The following is a 23,384-nucleotide window of genomic DNA, read 5'->3' on the forward strand; positions in this document are numbered from 1 at the left end:
GTTGAGTCGGCTCCGACGGGGTATACGGCCCACGTCCCACTGTAAGTTAATAGTAAGGAGCCGGTCATGGTCATGCACATCATCTGGCTGATCGTCCTGGGTCTGATCGTCGGCCTGGTTGCGCGACTGCTGGTGCCGGGCAAGCAGCCGATGGGCTGGGTCGCAACCGCGCTGCTCGGCATCGTCGGCTCGTACGTCGGCGGCACGCTCGGAAGCGTGGTTTTCCCGCCGCACCACTTCACGATCACCCCGCCGATCAACCACGCATTCCTGGGTGGGCTGGTCGGTGCGGTGATCCTGTTGCTGATCTACAAGTTCGCCACCTCCCGCACCAAGACCCTGTAGAGACAAGGTCTTTTGCCGCTGCGCATCGACGAGGCGCAGCGGCATGATGGGGTGATGGCTTCTGCGGCAACGATGAAGGCGTGGCGGGTGCGTCGGCCCAGCCCGATGCACACCGACCCGCTGCAGCGGGTGACCACCGAGGTGCCGCGGCCGGCGCCTTCGGAATTGCTGGTGGCCGTGCTGGCGTGCGGCGTGTGCCGCACCGACCTGCACGTCACCGAGGGCGACCTGCCGGTGCATCGCGAGCATGTCACCCCCGGCCACGAGGTCGTCGGCGAAGTCGTCGAGGTCGGCTCAGAGGTCGGCGCGGCCGGTGACGAATTCAAGGTAGGCGACCGGGTCGGCATCGCCTGGCTGCGCCACACCTGCGGGGTGTGCAAGTACTGCCGGCGCGGCGACGAGAACCTGTGCCCCGAGTCCCGCTACACCGGCTGGGATACCGACGGTGGATACGCCGAATTCGCCACGGTGCCAGCCGCTTTCGCGCACCGTCTGCCAAGCGGTTACAGCGACAGCGAACTCGCGCCGCTGTTGTGCGCCGGCATCATCGGATACCGCTCGCTGCTGCGCGCCGAGCTACCGGCGGGTGGCCGGCTGGGCATCTACGGCTTCGGCGGCAGCGCGCACATCACCGCGCAGGTCGCGTTGGCCCAGGGCGCCGAGCTGCACGTGATGACGCGCGGTGAGCGGGCCCGGGAGCTGGCGCTCGAACTTGGTGCGACCTCGGCGCAGGGGGCCGCGGATCCGCCGCCGGTCCCGCTGGACGCCGCGATCCTGTTCGCCCCCGTTGGCGATCTGGTGCTGCCCGCCTGCGAGGCGCTGGATCGCGGCGGCACGCTGGCGATCGCCGGTATCCATCTGTCGGATATCCCGGGGCTGAACTATCAGCGGCACTTGTTCCAGGAGCGACAGATTCGCTCGGTCACCTCGAACACCCGGGCCGACGCGCGGGAGTTTCTCGACTTCGTGGGACGCCATCGCGTCGAGGTGACGACGCCGGAATACCCACTCGATCAGGCCGATCAGGCGTTGCGCGATCTGGCCGACGGCCGCATCGCGGGGGCCGCGGTGCTGCGGCCCAGCGGTTAGGTCGACAGATGCCAGACTAGGGCCGCGGCCAACGCGCCCAGCCCGTTCAATGACCAGTGCAGCGCGATCGGCGCGATCAGGCTGCCGCTGCGCCGCCGCAACCAGCTGAACACGAAGTCCGCGCTGCCCGTCGCCAGCACCGCCAGCGTCACCCCGGCGACCATCCCGGCGAACCCGCCGCCGAACAACCGGGTGAACCCGACGTTGCTGCTGGTCATGCCCAGCGAGGTGGCGACGTGCCACAAGCCGAACAGCAACGAACCGACCAGCGCGACCCCGCGAAATCCCCACGCCCGATGCAGCGCGCCGTGCAGCACGCCCCGGAAGGCCAGCTCCTCGGGGATCACGGTCTGCAGCGGAATGATGACCATCGAGGCGATCAGCGCGCCCGAGACCGTCGCGTAGTGGTTGTTCAGGAACATCGGCCGTGTCACCGGCAGCAGCACGCCGACACCGATCACCGACGCCACCACCGCCACCGCGGCCAGCGCGTAACCGAGCCCGGAGCGCCAATGCTCGCGCCCCAGCCCGAGGTCGACCCAATCCAGACCGATGGCGCGCATCAACACCACCAATTCGACGGCGGCCACCGGCACCGTCGCGACGCTCGCCCACGGCGTGGTGAAATGCGCGATCAGATTCGTGCCGACCAACACCGCGACGACCACGCCGATGTCGAAATACAGCCGCAGCCGGTGCAGCGCCGACAATTGCGACACCACCGGGTGGAGGTCAACGGGATCGAAAGCCGTTGCGGCGGGCTCGGACATCGCCGCCGAGTTTACCTGCGCGTGCTTGCCGCCCAGGTCAGATCGACTCCCACTTCCAGTGCGCGATCCGCGGGTCGTCCTCCCCGTGCTCGCAGGTGTAGCGGCGAGCGTCCAGCCGCGCGTCGACCATCCGCTGGCGCAGCAGCGCGGCCCGGCCCGCCAGGCCGTCCACCCGGTCGATGACGTCGATCACCAAATGGAAGCGGTCGAGATCGTTGAGCATCACCATGTCGAACGGCGTCGTCGTGGTGCCGCGCTCCTTGAACCCGCGCACGTGGATGTTGGCGTGGTTGGCGCGGCGGTAGCTCAGCCGGTGGATCAGCCACGGATAGCCGTGGTAGGCGAAGATGACCGGCTTGTCGCGGGTGAACAACGCGTCGAATTCCCGGTCCGGCAACCCGTGTGGATGCTCGGAGTCCGGCTGCAGGCGCATCAGGTCGACGACGTTGACCAGTCGCACGGTCAGGTCCGGTAGCTCGCGGCGCAGGATGTCGGCGGCGGCCAGCGCCTCTTGGGTGGGACGTCGCCGGCGCACGCCAGCACCACGTCGGGTTCGCCTTTCGCGCTGCTGGCCCACTCCCAGATGCCCAGGCCGCGGGTGCAGTGCGCGACCGCGTCGTGCATGTCGAGGTAGGCCAGCGCGGGCTGCTTGCCGGCGACGATGACGTTGATGTAGTCGCGGCTGCGCAGGCAATGGTCGGCCACCGACAGCAGCGTGTTGCCGTCCGGCGGCAGATAGACCCGGACGACCTCGGCGCGCTTGTTGGCGACCAGGTCGATGAAGCCGGGATCCTGGTGCGAGGCGCCGTTGTGGTCCTGACGCCATACGTGCGAGCTCAGCAGGTAGTTCAGCGAGCGATGGGCTGGCGCCAGGGCAGTTCGCGGCTGGTGGACAGCCATTTGGCGTGCTGGTTGAGCATCGAGTCGACGATGTGCACGAACGCCTCGTAGCAGTTGAACAACCCGTGCCACCCGGTCAGCAGGTAGCCCTCCAGCCAGCCCTGGCATAGATGCTCGGAGAGCACCTCCATCACGCGGCCGTTCGGCGCGAGCCCCTCGTCGTCGGGCTCGATTTTCGACAGCCACACCTTGCCGGTGGATTCGAACACGGCCGCCAGCCGGTTGGAGGCGGTTTCGTCGGGCCCCATCAGCCGGAAGCGGTCCGGATTGCGGGTGATCACGTCGCGCAGGAAGGTGCCCAGCACCCGGGTGGCCTCGTGCATCGACGCGCCCGGGTCGTCGACCGGCACCGCGTAGTCGCGGAAGTCCGGCAGATCCAGCTCGCGCAGCAGCACGCCGCCGTTGGCGTGCGGGTTGGCGCTCATCCGCCGCGGGCCCGTCGGCGCCAGCTCGCGCAGCTCCGCACGCAGCACGCCGTGGGCGTCGAACAGCTCGTCGGGCCGATAGCTGCGCAGCCACTCTTCCAGCTGCGCGCGGTGCGCGGGGTTGTCGCGGGTCTCGGCAAGCGGCACCTGGTGTGCGCGCCAGGTGCCCTCGACGTGCTTGCCGTCGACCTGCTTGGGCCCGGTCCAGCCCTTGGGGGTGCGCAGCACGATCATCGGCCACACCGGCCAGCTCTCGGTGCCCGGCGGCGGGGTCGTCACCGGCGACCGTGATCGGCCGGTAGCTGTAGCCACGCATCAGCGATTCGAGCTCGGTGTGCGGGATCCGGGCCAGCACGGTCGGGTTGGCGATCTTGTAGCCGTTGAGGTGCAGGATCGGCAGCACCGCGCCGTCGACGGCGGGGTTGAGGAATTTGTTCGAGTGCCAGCGGGCCGCCAGGGGGCCGGTCTCGGCCTCCCCGTCGCCGATCACGCACGCGACCACCAGATCGGGGTTGTCGAACGCCGCGCCGAACGCGTGCACCAGCGCGTAGCCGAGTTCGCCGCCTTCGTGGATCGATCCCGGGGTCTGCGCGGCGACGTGGCTGGGGATGCCGCCGGGAAAGGAGAACTGACGGAACAACTTTCGCAGCCCCTCGGTGTCCTCACCGATACCGCTGTAAATCTCGGTGTAGGTACCTTCCAGGTAGGCGTTGGCGACCAGACCCGGGCCGCCGTGACCGGGCCCGGTGATGTAGATGACGTTGGCGTCGCGATTGCGGATGATCCGGTTCAGGTGCGCGTAAATCAGGTTGAGGCCGGGCGTGGTGCCCCAGTGTCCCAGCAGCCGCGGTTTGACGTGCTCGGCCGCCAGCGGCTCGTTGAGTAGTGGATTGTCCAGCAGATAGATCTGCCCGACGGACAGGTAATTGGCGGCACACCAATACTTGTCGATCAGGGTGAGTTCGTCGTCGGAGAGTGCTTCGGGCGCTGATGTCGGGGTTTGCCGGCTCACCCGCCCGATTGTCCGCGAAGCCGCGCGGCGCCGCCAGGAGCGAAGGTCACTCCTCGCCACGAGCGCGGGACTCGTAGGCCTTGCGCTTCTCGAAATCGACGTCGTCGGTGAAGACTTGCTCGCCACCGAGGAGGCGGCTGATGCCCTCCGCCACCGGGCGCGGCAGGAACTTCTGTGACGCGATGATCGCGCCGGCCATCTTCGTGACGCGCGCCCGCGGTTTGGGGTGCCCCACCAGCCCGACGATCGCGTCGGCGACGTCGGAGGGCTCGGCGTTTTGGATGCCCTTGGCGCCGGACGTCCCGGCGATGAGTTCGGTTTTCACGAACGTCGGCATCACCAGCGAGAACTTCACGCCCGTCGAGCGGTATTCGATCCGCGCGGCGTCGGTGAAGCCAACCACGGCATGCTTGCTGGCACAGTAGGTCGCCGCCCCGGGGACGTAGGTCTCGCCGGCCAGGGAAGCGACGTTGATGACGTGTCCGCGCTTGCGGGGGACCATGCGCTCGATGGCCAGCTTGGTGCCCAGGATCACGCCGAAGACGTTGATGTCGAGGACGCGGCGGGTGACCGAATCCGGCTCGTCGCCGACCCGGCCGAGCGGCATGATGCCCGCGTTGTTGACCAGCACGTCGATCGGGCCCAGTTGACGTTCCACCGTATCGAGAAATTCCGAAAACGAATTCCGTTCTGTCACATCGAGTTTGCCGTACACGTCGAGGCCAAGCGCCGCGCCGGACTCCTTCACCTTCACCTCGTCGACGTCGCCGATCGCGACCTTGGCGCCCAGATTGTGCAAGGCGGTCGCGGTGGCCAGTCCAATTCCCCGTGCGCCGCCGGTGATCACGATGACCTTGCCCCGCACTTTCAGGCCCAGAGATGCCGTGTCTGCCATCCCCTCAGCACAGCACTCGGCTTCCGGCGACGCAACGACGGACGCCGTTCAGCCGAAGGTCAGCCAAGCCAGGCTGCCGGCACCGAACAGCGCGCAGTAGATCGCGAACGGGGTCAGGGTCCGGGTCTCGAAGTACCGGGTGAGGTAGCGGACCGCGAGGTAGGCGCAGCCGAACGAGGCCAGGCTGCCGGCCAGCATCTGGCCGGCGATCCCGGCGCCCAGCGGGCCGAACAGCTCGGGGATCTTGTACACGCCGGCGGCCAGGATGATCGGCGTGGCCAGCAGAAAAGAGAAGCGAGCGGCGTCCTCGTGGGACAGGCCGCGCCACAGGCCCGCCACGATGGTGATGCCGGATCGGCTGATGCCCGGTAGCAGCGCGAGGATCTGAGCGGAGCCGATCAGCACGCCACGGCGCAACGGCAGCTGCGCGAGCCGGTGGTCGACGGCCTCGCCGCCGTGCCCGTCACCGTCGACCACCGAGTCGGCGCGGCGGCGCAGCACTTCGGCCGCATACAGCGCGATTCCGTTGAGCAGCAAGAAGGCCGCCGCGGGAATCGGTTTGCCGAGCGTGGTGCGGAACAGCTTCTCTCCGAACAGCCCCGCGAGCGCCACCGGGACGGTGGCGGCCACCAGCAGCCACGCCAACCGCTCGTTGGGCGTCTGGATGCGGCGGTGTCGCGCCGAGGAGACGAATCCGGTCAGCACCCGCAGCCAGTCGCGCCAGAAGAACACCAGCAGTGCCGCGGCGGTGGCGACGTGCAGGCCGACCAGGAATGCCAGGTACGGGGACTTGGGTGCCGAGACGTCCAGGTCGCGGGCCCATTCGCCGCCGATCAGCGCCGGCACCAAGATCGAGTGGCCGAGGCTGGAGACCGGGAACAGTTTGGTCACACCCTGCGCCGCGCCGACCAACAGGGCCTCGACGTAACTCAAGTGCGTACTCACGAACCCGATATCTCGCTTCCGGTATGTCCGACAACAAACTTCCGCAGCGTAGCCGGTCGGCGACCGACATCCGAACCAGGTTGAGCGGCCGTGCATTTGACGGCGGTACGGTGGGCCAATGGCTGACAGGCTGCTCGCCGGGGTGCGCGTTCTCGACTTGTCCGGCGGCGTGACCGACACGGTGACCCGCCTGTTCGCCGACTGGGCGCCGACGTCGTCAAGGTGGAGCCGCCGGGCGGCAGCCCGACTCGCCATCGGCGGCCGACGCTGGCCGGAGCCAGCATCCCGTTCGCCGTGCACAACGCGAACAAGCGCAGCGTGGTGCTGGATTCGCGCGACGACGACGACCGGCACACGTTCTTCGACCTCGCCCCCTGCGCCGACATCGTCGTCGACGCAGGGGGCGCAGCGTTCGGCGCCGCGGCCGCCGAGTTGGCCGAGCGCTACCCGCAACTAGTCGTGCTGTCGATCACCGACTTCGGGGCCAGCGGTCCGCGCTCGTCGTGGCGCGCCACCGACCCGGTGCTGTTCGCGATGTCGGGCGTGCTGTCGCGGTCCGGACCGACCGTCGGCACCCCGGTGCTGTTGCCCGACGGCATCGCCTCGGCCACCGCCGCCGTGCAGGCCGCGTGGGCCGCGCTCGTCGCCTACTACAACAAATTGCGTTGCGGCACAGGCGATTACATTGACTTCTCGCGGTTCGACGCGGTCGTCATGGCGTTGGACCCGGCGTTCGGCGTGCACGGGCAGGCCACCGCCGGGCAGCGCACCAGCGCGTGACGGGGACGCCCGAAAAACCAGGACGCTTACCCGATCTGTCCGTGCCGGGACAGCTATGTCCGGCTCTGCGTGATGGCGCCGCGGCAGTGGCGCGGCCTGCGCCGCTGGCTGGGGGAGCCGGCGGAGTTCCAGGACCCGAAGTTCGACACGCTCGGCGCCCGGTTCGCCGCGTGGCCGCGGCTCAGCGTGCTGGTCGACGCGCTGTTCGCCGACAAGACGATGAAGGAGCTGGTCGCCGCGGGACAGGCGCACGGCGTCCCGATCTCGGCAGTGCTGACACCGTCGCGCATCCTGGCCTCCGAGCACTTCCAGGCCGTCGGTGCGATCACCCATGCCGAGCTGGTGCCCGGGGTGCGCACCGACGTGCCCACCGGGTACTTCGTGGTCGACGACGAACGCTGCGGCTTCCGCACGCCCGCCCCGGCCGCCGGCGCCGACCAGCCGCGCTGGCTGGCCGCCCCGGTAACCCCGGCACCGTCGGGCCGGCCCGGCGAGTATCCGTTCCGCAACGTGCGGATTCTCGATCTGGGCGTGATCGTCGCCGGCGGCGAATTGAGCCGGCTCTACGGCGACCTGGGCGCCCAGGTCATCAAGATCGAAAACGCCGACTATCCCGACGGACTGCGCCAATCGCGGGCCGGCGCCGTGATGAGCGAGTCGTTCGCCTGGACGCACCGCAACCACCTGGCGCTGGGTCTGGACCTGCGCAGCGAGCGGGGCAAGCAGATCTTCCGCCGACTGGTCGCCCAAGCCGACGCGGTGTTCGCCAACTTCAAGCCGGGAACCCTTACCTCACTTGGGTTTTCGTTCGACACCCTGCGCGAGATCAACCCGCGGATCGTGCTCGCGGGCAGCAGCGCATTCGGGAACCGGGGGCCGTGGAGCAGGCGGATGGGCTACGGCCCGCTGGTGCGCGCCACCACCGGCGTGACCAGTCTGTGGACCTCCGAGGAAGCGTCCGACGAGGCGCGCGCGGTCGGGGCCCGGCATGCGTTTTACGACGCGACGACGATCTTCCCCGACCACATCGTGGGGCGGTCACCCCGATCGCCGCGCTGGCCGCGCTGATCCGGCGCGATCGGACCGGCGCGCCGGCGCACGTGCACATCTCGCATGCCGAGGTCGTGATGAATCAGCTGGACACCCTCTACGTCGCGCAGGCGGCGGCGGGGGCCGGCGTCGCCGAGGTCTGCGACGACACCAGCGTGCACGCGGTCTACCCGAGCGCCGGCGACGACGAATCGTGCGTCATCTCCATCCGCTCGGATAGCGAATGGCGTTGTCTCACAACTTTTTTGGGACTGCCTGACCTCGCCGAGGATGTGCGGTTCGCGACCGGGCAGTCACGGGCGGCCCATCGCGCGGAGTTGGTGCAAGCGGTTTCGGCCTGGGCCAGCGCGCAGCCCCCGATACAAGCCGCCGCGGCGCTGCAGGCGGCCGGCATTCCGGCCGGCCCGATGAACCGGCCACCGGACGTCCTGCACGATCCTCAGCTAGTCGAGCGCAAGCTGCTCAGCGACATGGTGCATCCGCTGGTCGAGCGCCCGCTGCCGGCCGAGACCGGACCGGCGCCGTTTCGCCACATTCCGCCGGCCCCACAACGTCCGGCGCCCCTGCCCGGTCAGGACACCCGCGAGCTCTGCGCGAAACTGCTCGGAATGGGCACCGAGGAGATCGACCGGCTGCTCGATGAGCGCGTGCTGTTCGAGACCGCGGCGCCGCCACGATAAGTTCGTTCGCATGCCCGTCGACCCCACAACACCGGTGCTGATCGGCTATGGCCAGGTCAACCACCGAGACGAGATCGACCCGCAGACACGTTCGGTCGAGCCCGTCGACCTGATGGTCGCCGCGGCCCGACAAGCCGCGAACGCCCGGGTGCTCGAGGCCGTCGACTCCGTCCGGGTGGTCAACGTTCTGTCCGCGACCTACCGCGACGCCGGGCTGCTGGTCGGCACCGGCATCGGCGCGGGGGAGTTCACGACGCTCTACAGACCGGTCGGCGGCAACGTGCCGCAGACGCTGCTCAATCAAGCCTGCCTGGACATCCAGCGGGGCCGCACCGGCGTGGTGCTGCTCACCGGCGCCGAAGCCTGGCGCACCCGGCGCGGCCTGCGGGCCAAGGGCGCCTGGCTGCGATGGACGGCCCAGGACGAGTCCGTGCCGATGGCGCAAGTCAGTGGCGAGGACGTGCCGATGGCCGGCGACGCCGAGATCAAAATCCGGCTGGACCGCCCGGCATACGTCTATCCGCTGTTCGAGCAGTCCCTGCGCATCGCGAACGGCGAGTCGGTCTCCGACCATCGTGACCGGATCGGCGAGCTGTGGGCGCGCTTCAACGCCGTCGCGGTTGGCAATCCGCACGCGTGGATCCGCGAGCCGGCGACCGCCGCGGAGATCTCGCGGCCGGGACCGCGCTACCGGATGATCAGCTGGCCCTTACCCCAAGCTGATGAACTCCAACAACATGGTCGATCAGGGCGCCGCGCTGATCCTGACGTAGGTCGAGCGGGCCAAGCGCCTCGGCGTCCCCGAGGATCGGTGGGTCTACCCGCATGCGGGCACCGACGCGTACGACACGCCCTCGATCGCCGAGCGCGACGAACTGCACCGGTCGGCGGCCATCCGGATCGCCGGCGCCCGGGCGCTGGAGTTGGACGGCCTGGGTATCGACGACGTCGACCATGTCGATTTGTACTCCTGCTTTCCGTCCGCGGTGCAGGTGGCGGCCGCCGAGTGGGGCTGCCCACCGATGACCCCGCTCGTCCGCTGACCGTCACCGGTGGCCTGACGTTTGCCGGCGGCCCGTGGAGCAACTACGTGATGCACTCGATTGCCACCGTGGCCGAACTGCTGGTGGCCAATCCGGGCCGGCGGGCCCTGATCACCGCCAACGGCGGTTACCTGACCAAGCACAGCTTCGGCGTCTACAGCACCGAACCGCCGGCCGAATTCCGTTGGGAGAACTCGCAATCCGTGGTGGAGCGGGAACCGACCCGGAAGGGGTTGGTTCAGTGGGAAGGCGTCGGCACCGTCGAAGCGTGGACCACACCGTTCGATCGCGACGGGCAACCGGAGAAGGCTTTCGTTGCTGTGCGCACACCCGACGGGTCGCGGGCACTGGCCGTTATCGACGATCCCGACGCGGCGTCGGGATCGTCGACGCGGACATCGCCGGTGCGAAGGTTGCCGTCACCTCGGACGCTCACGCCACGCTGCGGTAGGCCGGGCGGGAATAAAAGACCGGGCCAACAGCACTGTTATCGCCGTTACAGTCGCGTGGCGATACGGGCGCGCATATTGTCGAAGTGGACGTTGGGGGAGGTGAGGCCAGGTGCACATCCTGGTTACCGACGCCACCAGCACCGTCGGACGGCTGGTTGCACGGCAACTGATTGCTGCCGGACATTCGATCGCCGGCATCGGCGAGTACCCCGACGCCCGTCTGGACCCGGCGGTCGATTTTGTCAGCGCATCGCTGAGCGACCCGATCCTGCAAGAGCTGGCCGACGAAGCCGACGCGGTGATCCATCTGTCCCCGGTCGAGCCCGACGCACCTGGCAGCGCCGGCATCAACGGTGTGGCCTATGTGACGCATGCGGCCGGACGCGCGGGTGCCCGGTTGTTGTTCGTATCGCAAGCCGCGGGCGCGCCGGAGGTGTACGAGCCGGCGGAGGACCTGGTGTCCACCAGCCTGGGACCGAACCTGATCATCCGGATCGCACCGCCGGTAGGGCGCCAGCTGGACTGGATGGTGTGCCGCGCGGTGGCCACCGTGCTGCGCACCAAGATCTCGGCGCAGTCGATGCGGGTGCTGTGTTGCGCGCCGTCGACCCCCGGTCCCGTAGCCACGGAATCCGCGCCTGGCCGACACCGATTCCGCCGGTGGATACCATTGCCGCACAAGAGGATTGGCAGTTCGAGTTCGGCTGGCCGGCGTTCGACGCGGTCGCCGACACCGCGCGGGGGCTGGTCGGCCGCAGACTCGGCGCCGACGGCGCGACGGACCATGGCGCGCAGATGGCGCTTCCGGTGGAAGTGCTGCCGCGCCCCGCGCCGTCCGACGAGTTGCGCAGTGCCGCGCCGCAGGGCATCGAGGGCGAGTTCGACGACCGCATCGACCCACGGTTCCCGGTCTTCGCCACCGACGGGCTCGCCGAGGCGCTGCCGGGGCCGCTGACGCCGATAACCCTGGATGTTCAACTGAGCGGACTGCGCACCGCCAGCCGGGTGATGGGCCAGGCGCTCATGCTCGGCGGTGTGGTGGACGACGAATGGGGCAGCCAGGCCATCGCGGTGTTCGGTCATCGGCCCTACGTCGGGGTGCCCAGGTCGTTGTTGAAGTACATCCACACGTCCCTGCCGTCGCGGTCCCACTCGGCGATTCGGTCGGCCCAGCACCGCAACTCGTGGTCCGGATAACAGCCGGCATAGATCGGGTCCGAATCCGGACCGTGCATGCGGATGTAGACCAGGTCGGTGGTGGCGCGCGGTATGCAGGCCAGGCCCGCGCCGCTCATCACCACGTACGCGGCGCGGTGCTGTTCCAACAACCGGTAGATGACCGGGTCGTTCCACGACGGGTGAACACGATGGTGCCGGCGACGAACAGCACCGGCATTGATTTGGATTCAGACATCAATACTCCGAAGGTTTAGTCTGTTGCGCTCAACCTTTGGCGGGTGGCTTTTGTTCCCGACGGTGGCGGTCAGGTGGCCGACGCGCGCTGGCGGGCCCGGAACGCCTGGACCTTGGCTTTGTTGCCGCAGGTCGCCATGCCGCACCAATGGCGGTTTTTCGCCCTGGACGAGTCGACGTAGAGCAGTGAGCAGTTCGAGTGCGCGCACCGTTTGACGTCGCCGAAGTCGCGGCCGGCGAGCAGGTCGAGCAGATCCGCGGCCAAGGTGGCGATCAGCTGGGGCGCGGTGCCCTCGCGGCAGGTGTCGCCGCTGGGGAGCAGGCGCGGGGTCAGCCGGGGTCGCGATGCCTGCTCGTTGAGCAGTGCGACATCGGCCGGCTCCGGCGCGCGACGGTCCAGCAGCGCGGTGGCGGTCCGGTAGATCGCTTCGCGCACCTCGATGGCGGTGGCGAGATCGTCGGCGCTGACGTCGATGCCGGCATCCAGCAGCCCCGCCTGCACGGCCCATTCCGAGAGGATCTCGGGAGTTGTCAGCCGTTCTTCGGGTTCGGTGTGCCGATGCCGGAGCGTGCCCGCGAAGTTGAGGCACGACCGCCCACACACATACGCGAATTTCACGTAACCACCTTAAAGGGTTTCACGGCCTGGCGCTAGCGGAACGATCGACGGGCCGAGCGTTCGGCCAGCTTCACGCTCGGTGTCGAACGCGCGCCCAATCGCGCGCTCGGCGGGGAGACCACCTACTCGACGGGAACCAGCCGGCGCAGCTGCGTCACGTGAACGGGGGAGAGCTCCTCGAGGCACGTCACACCGAGTAGCCGCATGGTGCGCAGCACACCACTTTCGAGGATGTCTATCGCCCGAGTGACACCCGCCTCGCCGCCGGCCATCAGCCCATAGAGATAGGCCCGCCCCACCAACGTGCACCGCGCCCCCAGTGCGAGCGCCGCCACGATGTCGGCGCCGGACATGATGCCGGTATCCACCAGGATCTCGGTGTCCCTACCCAGCTCGCGCGCCACCACCGGCAGCAGATGGAACGGCACCGGAGCCCGATCCAGTTGGCGGCCACCATGATTGGACAGCACGATACCGTCGACGCCCCGGTCGACCACGGCACGCGCGTCGTCGAGCGTCTGGATTCCCTTGACCACCAGCTTGCCCGGCCATTGCTCCTTGATCCAGGCCAGGTCGTCGAAAGTCAGGCTCGGGTCGAACATCGTGCTCAGGTACTCGGCGACCGTGCCCGGCCAGCGATCGAGCGACGCGAATGCCAACGGCTCGGTGGTCAACACGTCGAACCACCACTTCGGGTGCGGCACCGCGTCCAGCACGGTGCGCAGCGTAAGCGACGGCGGGATCGTCATGCCGTTGCGGTTGTCGCGAAACCGCGCCCCGGAGACGGGCACGTCGACGGTGGCCAGCAGGGTGTCGAATCCGGCAGCGGCGGCACGTTTGACCAACGCCATCGACCGCTCGCGGTCCTTCCACATATACAGCTGAAACCATTTGCGGCCGTGGGGGACCGCGGTCACCAGATCTTCGATCGCGCAGGTGCCCAGCGTCGACAGCGAAAACGGGATGCCGGCCCTGGCCGCCGCGGCGGCGCCGGCGATCTCACCTTCGGTCTGCATCAACCGGGTGAAACCGGTCGGTGCGATGCCGAACGGCAGGGCGACCCGCTGACCCAGCACGTTCCAGCCGGCGGTCACCTGGGAGACGTCGCGCAGGATCGTCGGGTGAAACTCGATGTCGCGGAAGGCTTGTCGCGCACGCGCGAGTGACAGCTCCTCCTCGGCCGCGCCGTCGGTGTAGTCGAATGCCGCCTTCGGGGTACGGCGTTTGGCAATGCGCCGCAGATCCTCGATCGTGAATGCCGCGTCGAGCCGGCGCCTGGTTGCATCGAAGACAGGCCGCTTGAACTGCAGCAGCGGGGCCAGGTCGCGGGCTTTGGGCATGCGTCGTTTGACCGCCATGTATGTCACCATAGTCATATGGGACTCGGCAGACGATCCCTTCGATCTGACACGCTTCGTTGTCGCGCAAACCCCGGTCTCCCCGTCGGTCGTCGAAGAGCTGCGCAACGGCAGAAAACGGGGCCACTGGATGTGGTACATCTTCCCGCAGCTGCACGGCCTCGGCAGCAGCCCGACGGCCGTGCACTACGGCATCTCGTTGCTGCAGGAGGCCCGCGCGTATCTGGCGCATGAGGTGTTGGGGCCGCGGCTGCATGAGTGCACCCGACTGGTCAATCAGGTGCGAGGCCGCTCGATCACCGAGATCTTCGGCTCACCCGACGATCTGAAGCTGCGCTCGTCGATGACGCTGTTCGGCCTGGCGACCGACGACCATCAGGACTTCATCACGCTGCTAGAAAACTACTACGGCGGCAAGCAGGACGCCCTGACGCTGGCCCAGCTGCACGGCTAAACCGGCCGCAGGATTCGCCAGCCGTGCGGCTCGAGGGTCACCTCGCCGACGGTGTCGCCGGGTGGGGCCGCGGATCCGGCGACCACCTCGGCCTGCGCCGGGCCCAGTTCCGGCAGCACCAGACGCAGCGGCTCATCGTCGATGTTGAGCGCAACCAACAGCACGTCGTCGCAGCTGCGCGTCTCGTAGACGTAGTGCCGATTGGCCAACCGCAGCGACCTGGTGGTGGCGGCATGCAGCCACGGGTGACGACGGCGCAACCCGACCAGAAACTGGTGCAGCCGCCACATCCTGGCGCCGAAGTCGTCCAATTGCAGTGGGGGCGAGGTGAATTCCGGCCGCACCGCGTCGTCACCGCCGTAGCGTTCCTCTTTGACGGCGCGAAAGCCGAACTCGTCGCCGGCGTACACGCTGGGCACCCCGCCGATCGTCAACAGCAGCACCAGCGCGTGCGGCAGGTGATCGAGATTGACCAGCCGGCTGGCGATGCGCGTCACGTCGTGATTGCCGACGAACGTCAGCGGCGCGAAGTGGGCCAGGAACTCGGTGTGCCGCTGCAGCGCCCAATCCAGCTCGAAGAAGTTGCCGTCGTTGAGGCTGCTCCAGATCGCCTTCCACAGCTCGTACTGGGTGGCCGAGTCGAACGTGGCCTGCTCGACGATCGCCGCATAGTTGGCGTGGATGAGTTCGCCGACGAACCAGGCGTCGGGATGCCGCTCGCGCACGCTCGGCAACACCGCAGCCCAGAATTGGGGTGGCACAGCGTAAGCCGCGTCCAGCCGCCACCCGGCGGCGCCGCGGTCCAGCCAGTGCGCCATCACGTCGACGGCGTAGTCGACGACGTCCGGGTTGTCGTGATTGAGGGTGATGAGCTCGGAATGGCCCTCGAAGGTGTGAAATCGCCCGGCACGGCCACGAAACCAGTCCGCGGCCGTGCCGTCGTGCATTGCCTCGCGGTAGCGGCCGAAGTCCACCCCGACATGGTTGAAGACGCCGTCGAGCAGCACTCGCAAGCCGCGGGCCCGCGCTTCGGTGATCAGGTGGTCGAAATCCCCGTCGTCACCGAGCCGGGGGTCGATCCGGTAATGGTCGATGGTGTCGTAACCGTGTGTGCGCGAGGCGAACACCGGCCCCAGCGCGATTCCGGACGCCCCCAGCTCGATGGCGTGGTCGAACCATTCGACTAGCCGGCGCAACCGGTGTTCGTCCGGACCCGGTGCGGTCGATCCCTCGGGGGTGGGAAACGCTCCCACGAACCCCAAGGGATAGACCTGCCACCAAATTGCGTGTCGAACCCAGGTTGGCGTCATCCGCGGGTCACGAAGTGACGATCAGCCGACGCCGGCCAGTGTCTCGGCGGCGGTAATCGCCTGTGCCACACCCGAAACGATCGCGGCGGCTTTGAGTGCTTCCAGGATCACCTCGCGGTCCACGCCGGCTTCGCGCAGGTGTGCTCGTGCGCGACAACGCAGTGCGAACACCCGTTGATCGACGGCACTTGATCGACGACACCGCGAACGACCAGAGCTCGAAATTCGCCTTGTCCACGCCGGGATTGCCGATGATGTTCATCCGCAGTCCGGCCCGCAGGTCGTCGTACTTGCCCTCGAGGAACCCGCGGCCGCGGTAGAACACGTTGTTCATACCCATGATCGCCGCGGCACCCAGCGCTGCCTGATACGCCTCGGCCGACAGGTTGTCGGCGGCCTCGGCCCCAATCTCGGCCAGTACCTGAGTGTTTCGCGTTGCTGCCGCACTCGCCAGCAACGTGCCCCACAGCTGCTCGTCGTCCAGTACGGTGGTGCGGCGATCGAGCCCAGGTTGAGCTTGAGGTCCTTGGCGTACTCCGGAAGGGCTTCCTTCAGGTTCTCGACGCTCATCGCAGTCTCCAGATCTAGGCCGAAGCCTTGAGCAGCTCGCCGGCGTTCAGCGTCGGGTCGCCCTTGCGCCAGTTGCAGGCACACAGCTCCTCGGATTGCAGAGCGTCCAGGACCCGCAGCACCTCGTCCACGTTACGCCCCACGGAACCCGCGGTCGCCGAGACGAATTGGATCTCGTTGTTCGGGTCGACGATGAAGGTCACCCGGTCGGCGACGCCGTCGGCGTTGAGCACACCGGTGGCTAGCGAGAGTTCACGCTTGATGTCAGAGAGCATCGGGAACGGCAGCGTCTTGAGGTCCGCGTGCTGGGCACGCCACTGGAAGTGCACGAACTCGCTGTCCACCGAGACGCCGAGCACCTGCGCGTCGCGATCTTCGAACTCGTCGTTCAGCTTGCCGAACGCGGCGATCTCGGTCGGGCACACGAAGGTGAAGTCCTTGGGCCAGAAGAACACGATCCGCCACTTGCCCTCGTGGTCGTCGCTGGAGAAGGTCTTGAAGTAGTCCTCGGGTTGCTTGGGGGCGACCTTCGACAGGTCGCCGCCGATCAGCCCGGTCAGCTCGTAGGCGGGGAACTGATCGCCGATCGTAAGCAGTGCCATGTCCGCTCCTTATCTGGAATTAGTCAAGATTAGTTGGTCTTCCACCATGTTGCCCGGAGCGGTGTCTGAAGTAAAGGTGATATATCACACTATATTTATGGCCATGACCGATTAAGAGTTTTCAGCCCACCCTGGCCGGGCTACGCGCGTTCGCCGCGATTGCCGAGAGACACCATTTCGGCAGTGCCGCAACGGCTCTGGGCGTCAGTCAGTCGACGCTGTCGCAGTCGCTGGCGGCACTGGAGGCGGGCCTCGACACCCATCTCGTCGAACGGTCGACCCGGCGTGTCCGCTTGACGCGGGAAGGTACGCACCTGCTGCCGCTGGCCCACGCCGTGGTTGAGGCGGCCGAAGCGTTCACCGCTGCCGCGGCGGGCACCACGGATCCGCTGCAGGGCACCCTGCGGCTGGGGATGATCCCGACGGTGGCGCCCTACGTCCTGCCCACCGTGCTGGCCGGGCTGGCCGAACGCCTGCCCGCACTGACCCTGCGGGTGGTCGAGGACCAGACCGAACGCCTGCTGACGGCGCTGCGCGGCGGGGCACTGGACGCAGCCCTGATCGCACTGCCCGACGGCACCAAGGGAATCACCGAGGTGCCGATCTACGAGGAGGACTTCCTGCTCGCGGTACCACCGGGACATCGGCTGTCCGGCAAGCGCCGGGTACCGGCGTCGGCGTTGGCGGACTTGCCGCTGCTGCTGCTGGACGAGGGCCACTGCCTACGCGACCAGGCGCTCGACGTCTGCCAGTAGGCCGGTGTCCGGGCCGAACTCGCCGACACTCGGGCCGCTTCGCTGGCAACCGCCGTGCAATGCGTGACCGGCGGGCTGGGGGTGACCCTGATCCCGCAAAGCGCCGCACCGGTCGAGGCCGCGCGCAGCCAGCTCGGGCTCGCGCAGTTCGCTGCTCCACGCCCGGGCCGGCGAATCGGCCTGGTGTTCCGCGCGTCCAGCGGGCGCGACGAACCCTTTCGGCGGCTCGCCGCCATCATCGGCGAGTCGGTGAGCAGCGAACAGCAGTTGCGCCTGGTCAAATAGGCCGGCACCAGCGGTAGGTTGCCAGCTATGGAAAAGGTGATCGCGGTGGTGCGGCCGGCCGACTCCGACGACGACTGGTGTGCCCGTCAACGAGGCCCGGTCGCCGAGGCGCTGCTAGATCTGGGCCTGCCCGGTCTGGCTGTCAACGTGCGAGACGCCGCGGTGCGGCACTCGCTGATGACGCTGACGACGATGGACCCGCCGGCCGGTGCGGTGGTGAGCATGTGGACTCAGCAGTGCTACGGCGCGCGGCTGACCGCGGCGCTGAAACTGCTGGCGGCCGAATGCGAGCAGCTGGCCGCCTACCTGGTGACCGAGTCCGTCCCGCTGCCCTTTCCCGGCGGCGAACCTGGTTCCCGCGCAACGGGTTTCGCTAACATCGCGCTACTGCGCCGGCCCCCAGAGCTGGACCAGGCGACCTGGCTGGACCGCTGGCAGCTGCACCACACCTCGGTGGCCATCGAGACGCAGTCGACCTTCGGCTACACCCAGAACTGGGTGGTGCGAGCCCGCACCCCCGACGCGCCGGGAATCGCCGCGATCGTCGAGGAGTTGTTCCCGATCGAAGCGGTCACCGATCTCAAGGTGTTTTGCGGGGCCGCCGACGATGACGACCTGCAGGACCGGCTGGGCCAGATGGTCGCCAGCACAACCGCATTCGGCGCCAACGAGAACATCAACACGGTACCGACCAGCCGCTACGTGTTCAAGGCAGCCTTTGGAACGTGAGGACGGCAAATGACGACACTCGAGGACGCGGTGGCGCTGGCGGCGGGGGAAAGCGGACTGGCGGTGATCTCGACGGTTCGTGCCGACGGAACCGTGCAGGCGTCGCTGGTCAATGTCGGACTGTTACCGCATCCGCGCACCGGTGAGCCGGTCCTCGGCTTCACTACCTACGGCAAGGTCAAACTCGCCAACCTTCGCGCCCGGCCGCAACTGGCCGCCACGTTCCGCAACGGCTGGCAGTGGGCGACCGCCGAGGGATACGCGGAGCTGGTCGGACCCGACAACGCGCAGCCCTGGCTGGCCGACTCCGACCAGTTGCGGTTACTGCTTCGCGAGGTCTTCACCGCCGCCGGCGGAACGCATGACGACTGGGACGAGTACGACCGGGTGATGGCCCTGGAACGCCGGGCCGTGGTGCTGATCGCTCCCACCCGCGTGTATAGCAACGGCTGAGCCCCGGCGCCCGCACCGCGAGGTTTAGGCTGCAGCGGTGCTGCTGATCGATGACACCAACCGGGTACGCACCCTCACGCTGAACCGGCCCGAGGCGCTCAACGCCTTCAACGAAGCGCTGTACGACGCCACCGCCGAGGCACTGTTGGCCGCCGCCGACGACCCGGAGATCGCGGTCGTCATACTGACCGGGACCGGGCGCGGCTTTTCCGCCGGCACCGATCTCGCCGAGATGCAGGCCCGCATCACCGACCCGGACTTCCTCGTCGGCAAACACGGATTCCCCGGCATGATCGACGCACTGAGCGCGTTTCCCAAGCCGTTGATCTGCGCCGTCAACGGTGTCGGGGTGGGGATCGGCGCCACCATCCTCGGCTACGCCGACCTGGCCTTCATGTCGTCGACGGCGCGGCTGAAGTGTCCGTTCACCAGCCTTGGCGTGGCCCGCCGAGGCGGCCTCGTCGTATCTGCTGCCGCGGTTGGTCGGCCGGCAGAACGCCGCATGTTTGTTGATGTCTTCGGAGTGGGTTGATGCGCAGGAGGCCCTGCGAATGGGCCTGGTCTGGCGGGTCTGCGAACCCGAAGAGCTGCTGCCCGAAACCCGTCGGTATGCCGAAATCCTGGCGTCCCGGCCGGTTTCGAGCCTGATGGCCGTCAAACACACGATGACAGAACCGATCCGGCCCGGGATCGCGACCGCGACCGCGCGGGAGAATGCCCATTTCGCCGAGCTGATGGGCGCGCAGGCCAACGCCGCGGCTCTGGCGTCATTCGCGGACCGAAAAAATAGTTAAAAGCATTGAGAGGCAACGGAATTGATGAGGCGTCAGCTGGCTAGAGCGACACCGCGGGTGCCAGTTGGGCATCGGCTTGCTGCTCAACTTGCTTTGCGGCCTCGATGATGGCCCGCAACGTCCGCCGGCATCGCCCGCAGTCGCCACCCGCCCCGCAGGCCGCGGCCACCTCCTTGGAGGTGGCCGCGCCACGGGCCACGCACTTGGCCACGGTGTGGTTGGTGACGCCGACGCACAGACAGACGTACATCGGCACACCTCCCATAGTCACCGTGAAGCCTCTTTGGGGAGTCTATCCTAAATAGGTTAGACGATCCTAACTTATGCCATACCGGCTAGTGAGCGCAGCCATACCTTGCTGGAACAATTCCAATCTGCGTGGCAAAGTGCTGCTTGGCCGGCGGTGCGCTCCAGCCCAGCCACCTGCCGGGCCCAGCCACCGACAGCCCCGACCACCGGAGGAGTGATCATGCAAGGGGATCCGGACGTTCTGCATCTGCTCAACGAGCAGTTGACCAGCGAGCTGACCGCGATCAACCAGTACTTCCTGCACTCGAAAATGCAAGAGAACTGGGGCTTCACCGAGATAGCCGAGCACACCCGCGCCGAGTCCTTCGACGAGATGCGCCACGCCGAGGCGATCACCGACCGGATCTTGCTGCTGGACGGCCTGCCCAACTATCAGCGCCTGTTCTCGCTGCGCATCGGCCAGACGCTGTGCGAGCAATTCGAGGCCGATCTGGCAATCGAGTACGAGGTGCTGGCCCGTCTCAAGCCCGGCGTGATCATGTGCCGCGCGAAAGAAGACAGCACCAGCGCCTTCTTGCTGGAAAAGATCATCGCCGACGAGGAAAACCACGTCGACTACCTGGAGACGCAGCTGGAGCTGATGGACAAGCTAGGCGAGCCGCTGTACTTGGCACAGTGCGTCTCGCGGCCGCCGGGCTCGATCGCGTAGTCATTCCTGGGTACCCGTTAGCATCGGACGCCGACGGGAAGGCAGGCATGACGAGCCCGAAAACAATATCGAGCGCGGTGAACCCAAGCCAACCCCGTCGTCGTGGATTCCGCGGCCAGCGGTGCGCTGATCACCCCGCAGCGGCGAAACCTGATCTTCGTCGCGATCGTGCTCGGGATGCTGCTCGCGGCGCTCGACCAGACCGTCGTCGCCACCGCGCTGCCGACCATCGTCGCCGACCTGGGCGACGCGGGCCATCAATCCTGGGTCGTCACCAGTTACCTGCTGGCGTCGACGATCGTCACCGCGCTCGTCGGCAAGCTCGGTGACCTGTTCGGGCGCAAGCGCGTATTTCAGGCCGCTATCGTGTTTTTCGTGATCGGGTCGGTGTCGTGCGGGCTGTCCCAGTCGATGGCCATGTTGGTGGGGTCGCGGGCGCTGCAGGGAATCGGCGGTGGCGGCATCACCGTCACGGCCAGCGGGCTGATCGGTGAGGTGGTGCCGTTGCGCGAACGCGGCCGCTACCAAGGCATCCTGGGCGCGGTCTTCGGCGTCACGACGGTCGTCGGGCCGCTGTTGGGTGGCTATTTCACCGACTACCTGACCTGGCGGTGGGCGTTCTGTGTGAACGTTCCGGTCTCGGTGCTCGTCATATTCGTTGCGGCCGCGGCCATTCCGGCGCTGGCTTCGTCGACCAAGCCGGTCATCGACTACGGCGGGATCATGTTGGTCGGCCTGGGCGCCGCCAGCCTGACCCTGGCGACCAGCTGGGGCGGCACCCTGTATCCGTGGGGTTCGCCGACGATCATCGGCCTGTTCGTCGGCGCCGCCGTCGCGCTGGCCGCGTTCGTCTGGGTCGAAAGCCGTGTCCCGCAACCAATCCTGCCGACCCGGCTGTTCGCCAGTCCGGTGTTCACGGTCTGCTGTGTGCTGTCATTCGTGGTCGGCTTCGCGATGCTGGGCGCGATGACGTTTCTGCCCACCTACATGCAGTACGTCAACGGGGTGTCGGCAACGACGTCGGGGTTGCGCACGCTGCCGATGGTGGTCGGGATGCTGATCACTTCGACCGGCAGCGGCACCCTGGTCGGCAAGACCGGCCGCTACAAGGTGTTTCCCGTGGCCGGCACCGCGTTGATGGCGCTGGCGTTTCTGCTGATGTCGCGGATGACCCCGTCGACCTCGGCGCTGGTCCAGTCAATGTACCTCGTCGTGTTGGGCGCCGGGATCGGGTTGTCGATGCAGGTGCTGGTGCTCATCGTGCAAAACACCTCGAACTTCGACGATCTCGGTGTCGCCACCTCGGGGGTGACGTTCTTTCGCACCATCGGCAGTTCGTTCGGCGCCGCGATCTTCGGCTCACTGTTTTCCAATTTCCTCGACGGCCGGATGCCCGCGGCGCTGGCGGCCAGCGGCGCACCGCCCGCCGCGGTCGGTTCACCGGGTGCGCTGCATCGCCAGCCGCACGACGTGGCCGCCCCCATCGTGGCGGCCTATTCCGAGTCGCTGAGCGAGGTGTTCTTCTGGGCGGCGCCGGTCTCCCTGCTCGGGTTTGTCCTCGCGTTTTTGTCCTCGCGTTGTTCCTGCGCGAGATCCCGTTGCGCGACATCCACAACTGCGCAGTCGATCTCGGCGACGGATTCGGCATGCCGACCACCGACACTCCGGAGCGGCTGCAGGAGAACGCGATTGCGCGCATGCTGCGCGGCGACCCCGGAGTCCGGTCGCGCAGCATCGCGATGCGGCCCGACTGCCGCCTCGACGTGGCCGGGCTGTGGGGCGTGATGCGTATCTACCGGTTCGGGCAGATGTACGGAACGGCCCGGCTGTCCGACATCGGCGACTCAATGCGGATCCCGTTCGAGGTGCTCGAACCCACCTTCGGGCGGCTGGTCGCGGGCGGCTACGTGCAGCGCGACGGCGATCAGATGTGGCTGACTCCGGCGGGGGTGCAGCAGGTCGACTACGTGTATTCGTTGCTGCTGGGCTGGATCGTCGACAAGCTGTCCCGCTCACCCAGCTATCAGGGCCGTCCGGACCGCCGCCAAGTCGAAACGGCGCTGCAGCACATCGCCCACCGCGTTCTGGCCCAACGCGATTGGCACGACGACATGCCGAGCACCGGCCGGCTGGAGGCGGCCGGCGGCGGCCGATAGAACGTGTTCTAAAAAGCGCGGGCACGGGCATACCATCACGCCATGAGCCGAATCGGAACGTTCGCTGACGACGACATCTACAGCTGGGCCACGAAGTCTCCGGACCTCGGCGGCGCGATCGCCAACTTCAGCCAGGCCGTCTACACCAAGAACCGGCTGCCGATGCGCACCCGCGAAATCGCCCGTGCCGTGATCGCCCACGACAACGAATGCACCGTGTGCATGAACACCCGCGACGCCGACGGGCCGGCCGCAGGTGTCGACGAGGAGCTTTACGAGCACGCGCTGGAATGGCGCACCTGGCCGGGCTTCAGCGAACAGGAACGGCTGGCCGCCGAGTTCGCGCACCGGTTCGGCACCGAGCACACCAAGTTGCGCGACGACGATGACTTCTGGACCCGGGCCAACGAGCACTTCTCCGAAGAGTTGCTCGCCGACCTGGCGATGTCATGCGCGCTGTGGGTCGGGATGGGCCGGATGTTGCGGACCCTCGACATCGGGCAGGCCTGCGTGCTGACCCTACCCAACCGGGCTTAGCACTG

At 67.7% G+C, this 23,384-nt stretch carries 15 protein-coding genes and 9 pseudogenes; 13 read left to right on the forward strand and 11 right to left on the reverse strand.

What is annotated here, in order from left to right:
- Nucleotides 1-66 precede the first annotated feature (66 nt).
- Together T428_RS0114865 and T428_RS0114870 are read left to right on the forward strand one after the other, a co-directional pair.
- Nucleotides 67-345: a GlsB/YeaQ/YmgE family stress response membrane protein gene (locus T428_RS0114865; protein WP_025737118.1), complete on the forward strand. Its 279-nt coding sequence runs from the start codon at nucleotides 67-69 to the stop codon at nucleotides 343-345.
- Nucleotides 346-399: 54 nt separating this feature from the next.
- Nucleotides 400-1,434, forward strand: coding sequence for a zinc-binding alcohol dehydrogenase family protein (locus T428_RS0114870; RefSeq protein ID WP_025737119.1), 1,035 nt, complete (start codon nucleotides 400-402; stop codon nucleotides 1,432-1,434).
- Here T428_RS0114870 and T428_RS0114875 read toward each other — a convergent pair.
- From T428_RS0114875 to T428_RS0114905, 4 genes and pseudogenes are all read right to left on the reverse strand, one after another.
- Nucleotides 1,431-2,204 carry a CPBP family intramembrane glutamic endopeptidase gene (locus T428_RS0114875; RefSeq protein ID WP_025737120.1) on the reverse strand — a complete coding sequence of 258 codons (774 nt, stop codon included), beginning with the start codon at nucleotides 2,202-2,204 and terminating at the stop codon, nucleotides 1,431-1,433. The two genes, T428_RS0114870 and T428_RS0114875, sit on opposite strands and share 4 nt — an antisense overlap.
- Before the next feature lie 37 nt (nucleotides 2,205-2,241).
- Nucleotides 2,242-4,541, reverse strand: a pseudogene (locus tag T428_RS28265) (phosphoketolase family protein).
- 46 nt (nucleotides 4,542-4,587) lie between these two features.
- Entirely contained in the window at nucleotides 4,588-5,436 is an 849-nt protein-coding gene (locus T428_RS0114900) for an SDR family oxidoreductase (protein ID WP_025737125.1), read from the reverse strand.
- Between the two features lie 48 nt (nucleotides 5,437-5,484).
- Nucleotides 5,485-6,381, reverse strand: coding sequence for an undecaprenyl-diphosphate phosphatase (locus T428_RS0114905; protein WP_025737126.1), 897 nt, complete (start codon nucleotides 6,379-6,381; stop codon nucleotides 5,485-5,487).
- 118 nt (nucleotides 6,382-6,499) lie between these two features.
- Here T428_RS0114905 and T428_RS28270 point away from each other — a divergent pair.
- The 3 pseudogenes from T428_RS28270 to T428_RS32045 all read left to right on the forward strand — a co-directional run.
- Nucleotides 6,500-8,891: pseudogene (locus T428_RS28270) on the forward strand (CaiB/BaiF CoA-transferase family protein).
- A 10-nt stretch (nucleotides 8,892-8,901) separates the two neighbouring features.
- Nucleotides 8,902-10,385, forward strand: a pseudogene (locus T428_RS32040) (acetyl-CoA acetyltransferase).
- A 110-nt stretch (nucleotides 10,386-10,495) separates the two neighbouring features.
- Nucleotides 10,496-11,502: pseudogene (locus tag T428_RS32045) on the forward strand (NAD-dependent epimerase/dehydratase family protein); the annotation flags it as partial.
- Here T428_RS32045 and T428_RS32050 read toward each other — a convergent pair.
- From T428_RS32050 to T428_RS0114935, 3 genes and pseudogenes are all read right to left on the reverse strand, one after another.
- Nucleotides 11,475-11,747, reverse strand: a pseudogene (locus tag T428_RS32050) (DUF72 domain-containing protein); the annotation flags it as partial. The pseudogenes T428_RS32045 and T428_RS32050 overlap by 28 nt on opposite strands.
- Nucleotides 11,748-11,869: 122 nt before the next feature.
- Nucleotides 11,870-12,418 (reverse strand): CGNR zinc finger domain-containing protein, encoded by a 549-nt coding sequence (locus tag T428_RS0114930; RefSeq protein WP_025737130.1) that lies wholly within the window; start codon nucleotides 12,416-12,418, stop codon nucleotides 11,870-11,872.
- A gap of 122 nt (nucleotides 12,419-12,540) precedes the next feature.
- Nucleotides 12,541-13,776: an alpha-hydroxy acid oxidase gene (locus T428_RS0114935; protein ID WP_025737131.1), complete on the reverse strand. Its 1,236-nt coding sequence runs from the start codon at nucleotides 13,774-13,776 to the stop codon at nucleotides 12,541-12,543.
- Here T428_RS0114935 and T428_RS0114940 point away from each other — a divergent pair.
- Nucleotides 13,775-14,230, forward strand: a complete 456-nt coding sequence (locus T428_RS0114940; RefSeq protein WP_036468104.1) for a DUF1810 domain-containing protein — start codon at nucleotides 13,775-13,777, stop codon at nucleotides 14,228-14,230. The genes T428_RS0114935 and T428_RS0114940 overlap by 2 nt on opposite strands.
- Here T428_RS0114940 and T428_RS0114945 read toward each other — a convergent pair.
- From T428_RS0114945 to T428_RS0114955, 3 genes and pseudogenes are all read right to left on the reverse strand, one after another.
- On the reverse strand, nucleotides 14,227-15,540 hold the full coding sequence (locus tag T428_RS0114945) for an alpha-amylase family glycosyl hydrolase (RefSeq protein WP_025737133.1): 1,314 nt from the start codon (nucleotides 15,538-15,540) through the stop codon (nucleotides 14,227-14,229). The two genes, T428_RS0114940 and T428_RS0114945, sit on opposite strands and share 4 nt — an antisense overlap.
- 21 nt (nucleotides 15,541-15,561) lie before the next feature.
- Nucleotides 15,562-16,110, reverse strand: a pseudogene (locus tag T428_RS28285) (alkyl hydroperoxide reductase).
- Nucleotides 16,111-16,124: 14 nt separating this feature from the next.
- Nucleotides 16,125-16,712 carry a peroxiredoxin gene (locus T428_RS0114955; protein WP_025737134.1) on the reverse strand — a complete coding sequence of 196 codons (588 nt, stop codon included), beginning with the start codon at nucleotides 16,710-16,712 and terminating at the stop codon, nucleotides 16,125-16,127.
- A gap of 110 nt (nucleotides 16,713-16,822) precedes the next feature.
- Between T428_RS0114955 and T428_RS28290 the strand changes: the two are divergent.
- From T428_RS28290 to T428_RS28295, 4 genes and pseudogenes are all read left to right on the forward strand, one after another.
- Nucleotides 16,823-17,752: pseudogene (locus T428_RS28290) on the forward strand (hydrogen peroxide-inducible genes activator).
- A 27-nt stretch (nucleotides 17,753-17,779) separates the two neighbouring features.
- Nucleotides 17,780-18,481, forward strand: coding sequence for a hypothetical protein (locus T428_RS0114965; protein WP_025737135.1), 702 nt, complete (start codon nucleotides 17,780-17,782; stop codon nucleotides 18,479-18,481).
- 9 nt (nucleotides 18,482-18,490) lie between these two features.
- Nucleotides 18,491-18,934, forward strand: coding sequence for a TIGR03618 family F420-dependent PPOX class oxidoreductase (locus tag T428_RS0114970; RefSeq protein ID WP_025737136.1), 444 nt, complete (start codon nucleotides 18,491-18,493; stop codon nucleotides 18,932-18,934).
- Nucleotides 18,935-18,971: 37 nt separating this feature from the next.
- Nucleotides 18,972-19,728, forward strand: a pseudogene (locus T428_RS28295) (enoyl-CoA hydratase/isomerase family protein).
- Between the two features lie 40 nt (nucleotides 19,729-19,768).
- Here T428_RS28295 and T428_RS0114980 read toward each other — a convergent pair.
- The gene (locus T428_RS0114980) at nucleotides 19,769-19,978 is read right to left on the reverse strand and encodes a (2Fe-2S)-binding protein (protein WP_025737137.1); all 210 of its coding nucleotides are present in this window, start codon (nucleotides 19,976-19,978) and stop codon (nucleotides 19,769-19,771) included.
- A gap of 219 nt (nucleotides 19,979-20,197) precedes the next feature.
- Here T428_RS0114980 and bfr point away from each other — a divergent pair, with 219 nt between their 5' ends.
- The 3 genes and pseudogenes from bfr (at nucleotide 20,198) to T428_RS0114995 (ending at nucleotide 23,379) form a co-directional block, all read left to right on the forward strand.
- Nucleotides 20,198-20,686, forward strand: a complete 489-nt coding sequence (gene bfr, locus T428_RS0114985) for a bacterioferritin (protein WP_025737138.1) — start codon at nucleotides 20,198-20,200, stop codon at nucleotides 20,684-20,686.
- 177 nt (nucleotides 20,687-20,863) lie between these two features.
- A pseudogene (locus T428_RS28300) lies at nucleotides 20,864-22,842 on the forward strand (MDR family MFS transporter).
- A 42-nt stretch (nucleotides 22,843-22,884) separates the two neighbouring features.
- Nucleotides 22,885-23,379 carry a carboxymuconolactone decarboxylase family protein gene (locus T428_RS0114995; RefSeq protein WP_025737139.1) on the forward strand — a complete coding sequence of 165 codons (495 nt, stop codon included), beginning with the start codon at nucleotides 22,885-22,887 and terminating at the stop codon, nucleotides 23,377-23,379.
- The last annotated feature ends 5 nt before the right edge of the window (nucleotides 23,380-23,384 follow it).

It is taken from the genome of Mycobacterium genavense ATCC 51234 (assembly GCF_000526915.1).
GTDB lineage: Bacteria > Actinomycetota > Actinomycetes > Mycobacteriales > Mycobacteriaceae > Mycobacterium > Mycobacterium genavense.

Coding starts and splice junctions, on each gene's coding strand:
- T428_RS0114935 (WP_025737131.1), bottom strand. CDS start 13,776: ATGGCGGTCAAACGACGCATGCCCAAAGCCCGCGACCTGGCCCCGCTG.
- T428_RS0114995 (WP_025737139.1), top strand. CDS start 22,885: ATGAGCCGAATCGGAACGTTCGCTGACGACGACATCTACAGCTGGGCC.
- T428_RS0114980 (WP_025737137.1), bottom strand. CDS start 19,978: ATGTACGTCTGTCTGTGCGTCGGCGTCACCAACCACACCGTGGCCAAG.
- bfr (WP_025737138.1), top strand. CDS start 20,198: ATGCAAGGGGATCCGGACGTTCTGCATCTGCTCAACGAGCAGTTGACC.
- T428_RS0114945 (WP_025737133.1), bottom strand. CDS start 15,540: ATGACGCCAACCTGGGTTCGACACGCAATTTGGTGGCAGGTCTATCCC.
- T428_RS0114970 (WP_025737136.1), top strand. CDS start 18,491: ATGACGACACTCGAGGACGCGGTGGCGCTGGCGGCGGGGGAAAGCGGA.
- T428_RS0114965 (WP_025737135.1), top strand. CDS start 17,780: ATGGAAAAGGTGATCGCGGTGGTGCGGCCGGCCGACTCCGACGACGAC.
- T428_RS0114940 (WP_036468104.1), top strand. CDS start 13,775: ATGTATGTCACCATAGTCATATGGGACTCGGCAGACGATCCCTTCGAT.
- T428_RS0114900 (WP_025737125.1), bottom strand. CDS start 5,436: ATGGCAGACACGGCATCTCTGGGCCTGAAAGTGCGGGGCAAGGTCATC.
- T428_RS0114865 (WP_025737118.1), top strand. CDS start 67: ATGGTCATGCACATCATCTGGCTGATCGTCCTGGGTCTGATCGTCGGC.
- T428_RS0114955 (WP_025737134.1), bottom strand. CDS start 16,712: ATGGCACTGCTTACGATCGGCGATCAGTTCCCCGCCTACGAGCTGACC.
- T428_RS0114870 (WP_025737119.1), top strand. CDS start 400: ATGGCTTCTGCGGCAACGATGAAGGCGTGGCGGGTGCGTCGGCCCAGC.
- T428_RS0114875 (WP_025737120.1), bottom strand. CDS start 2,204: ATGTCCGAGCCCGCCGCAACGGCTTTCGATCCCGTTGACCTCCACCCG.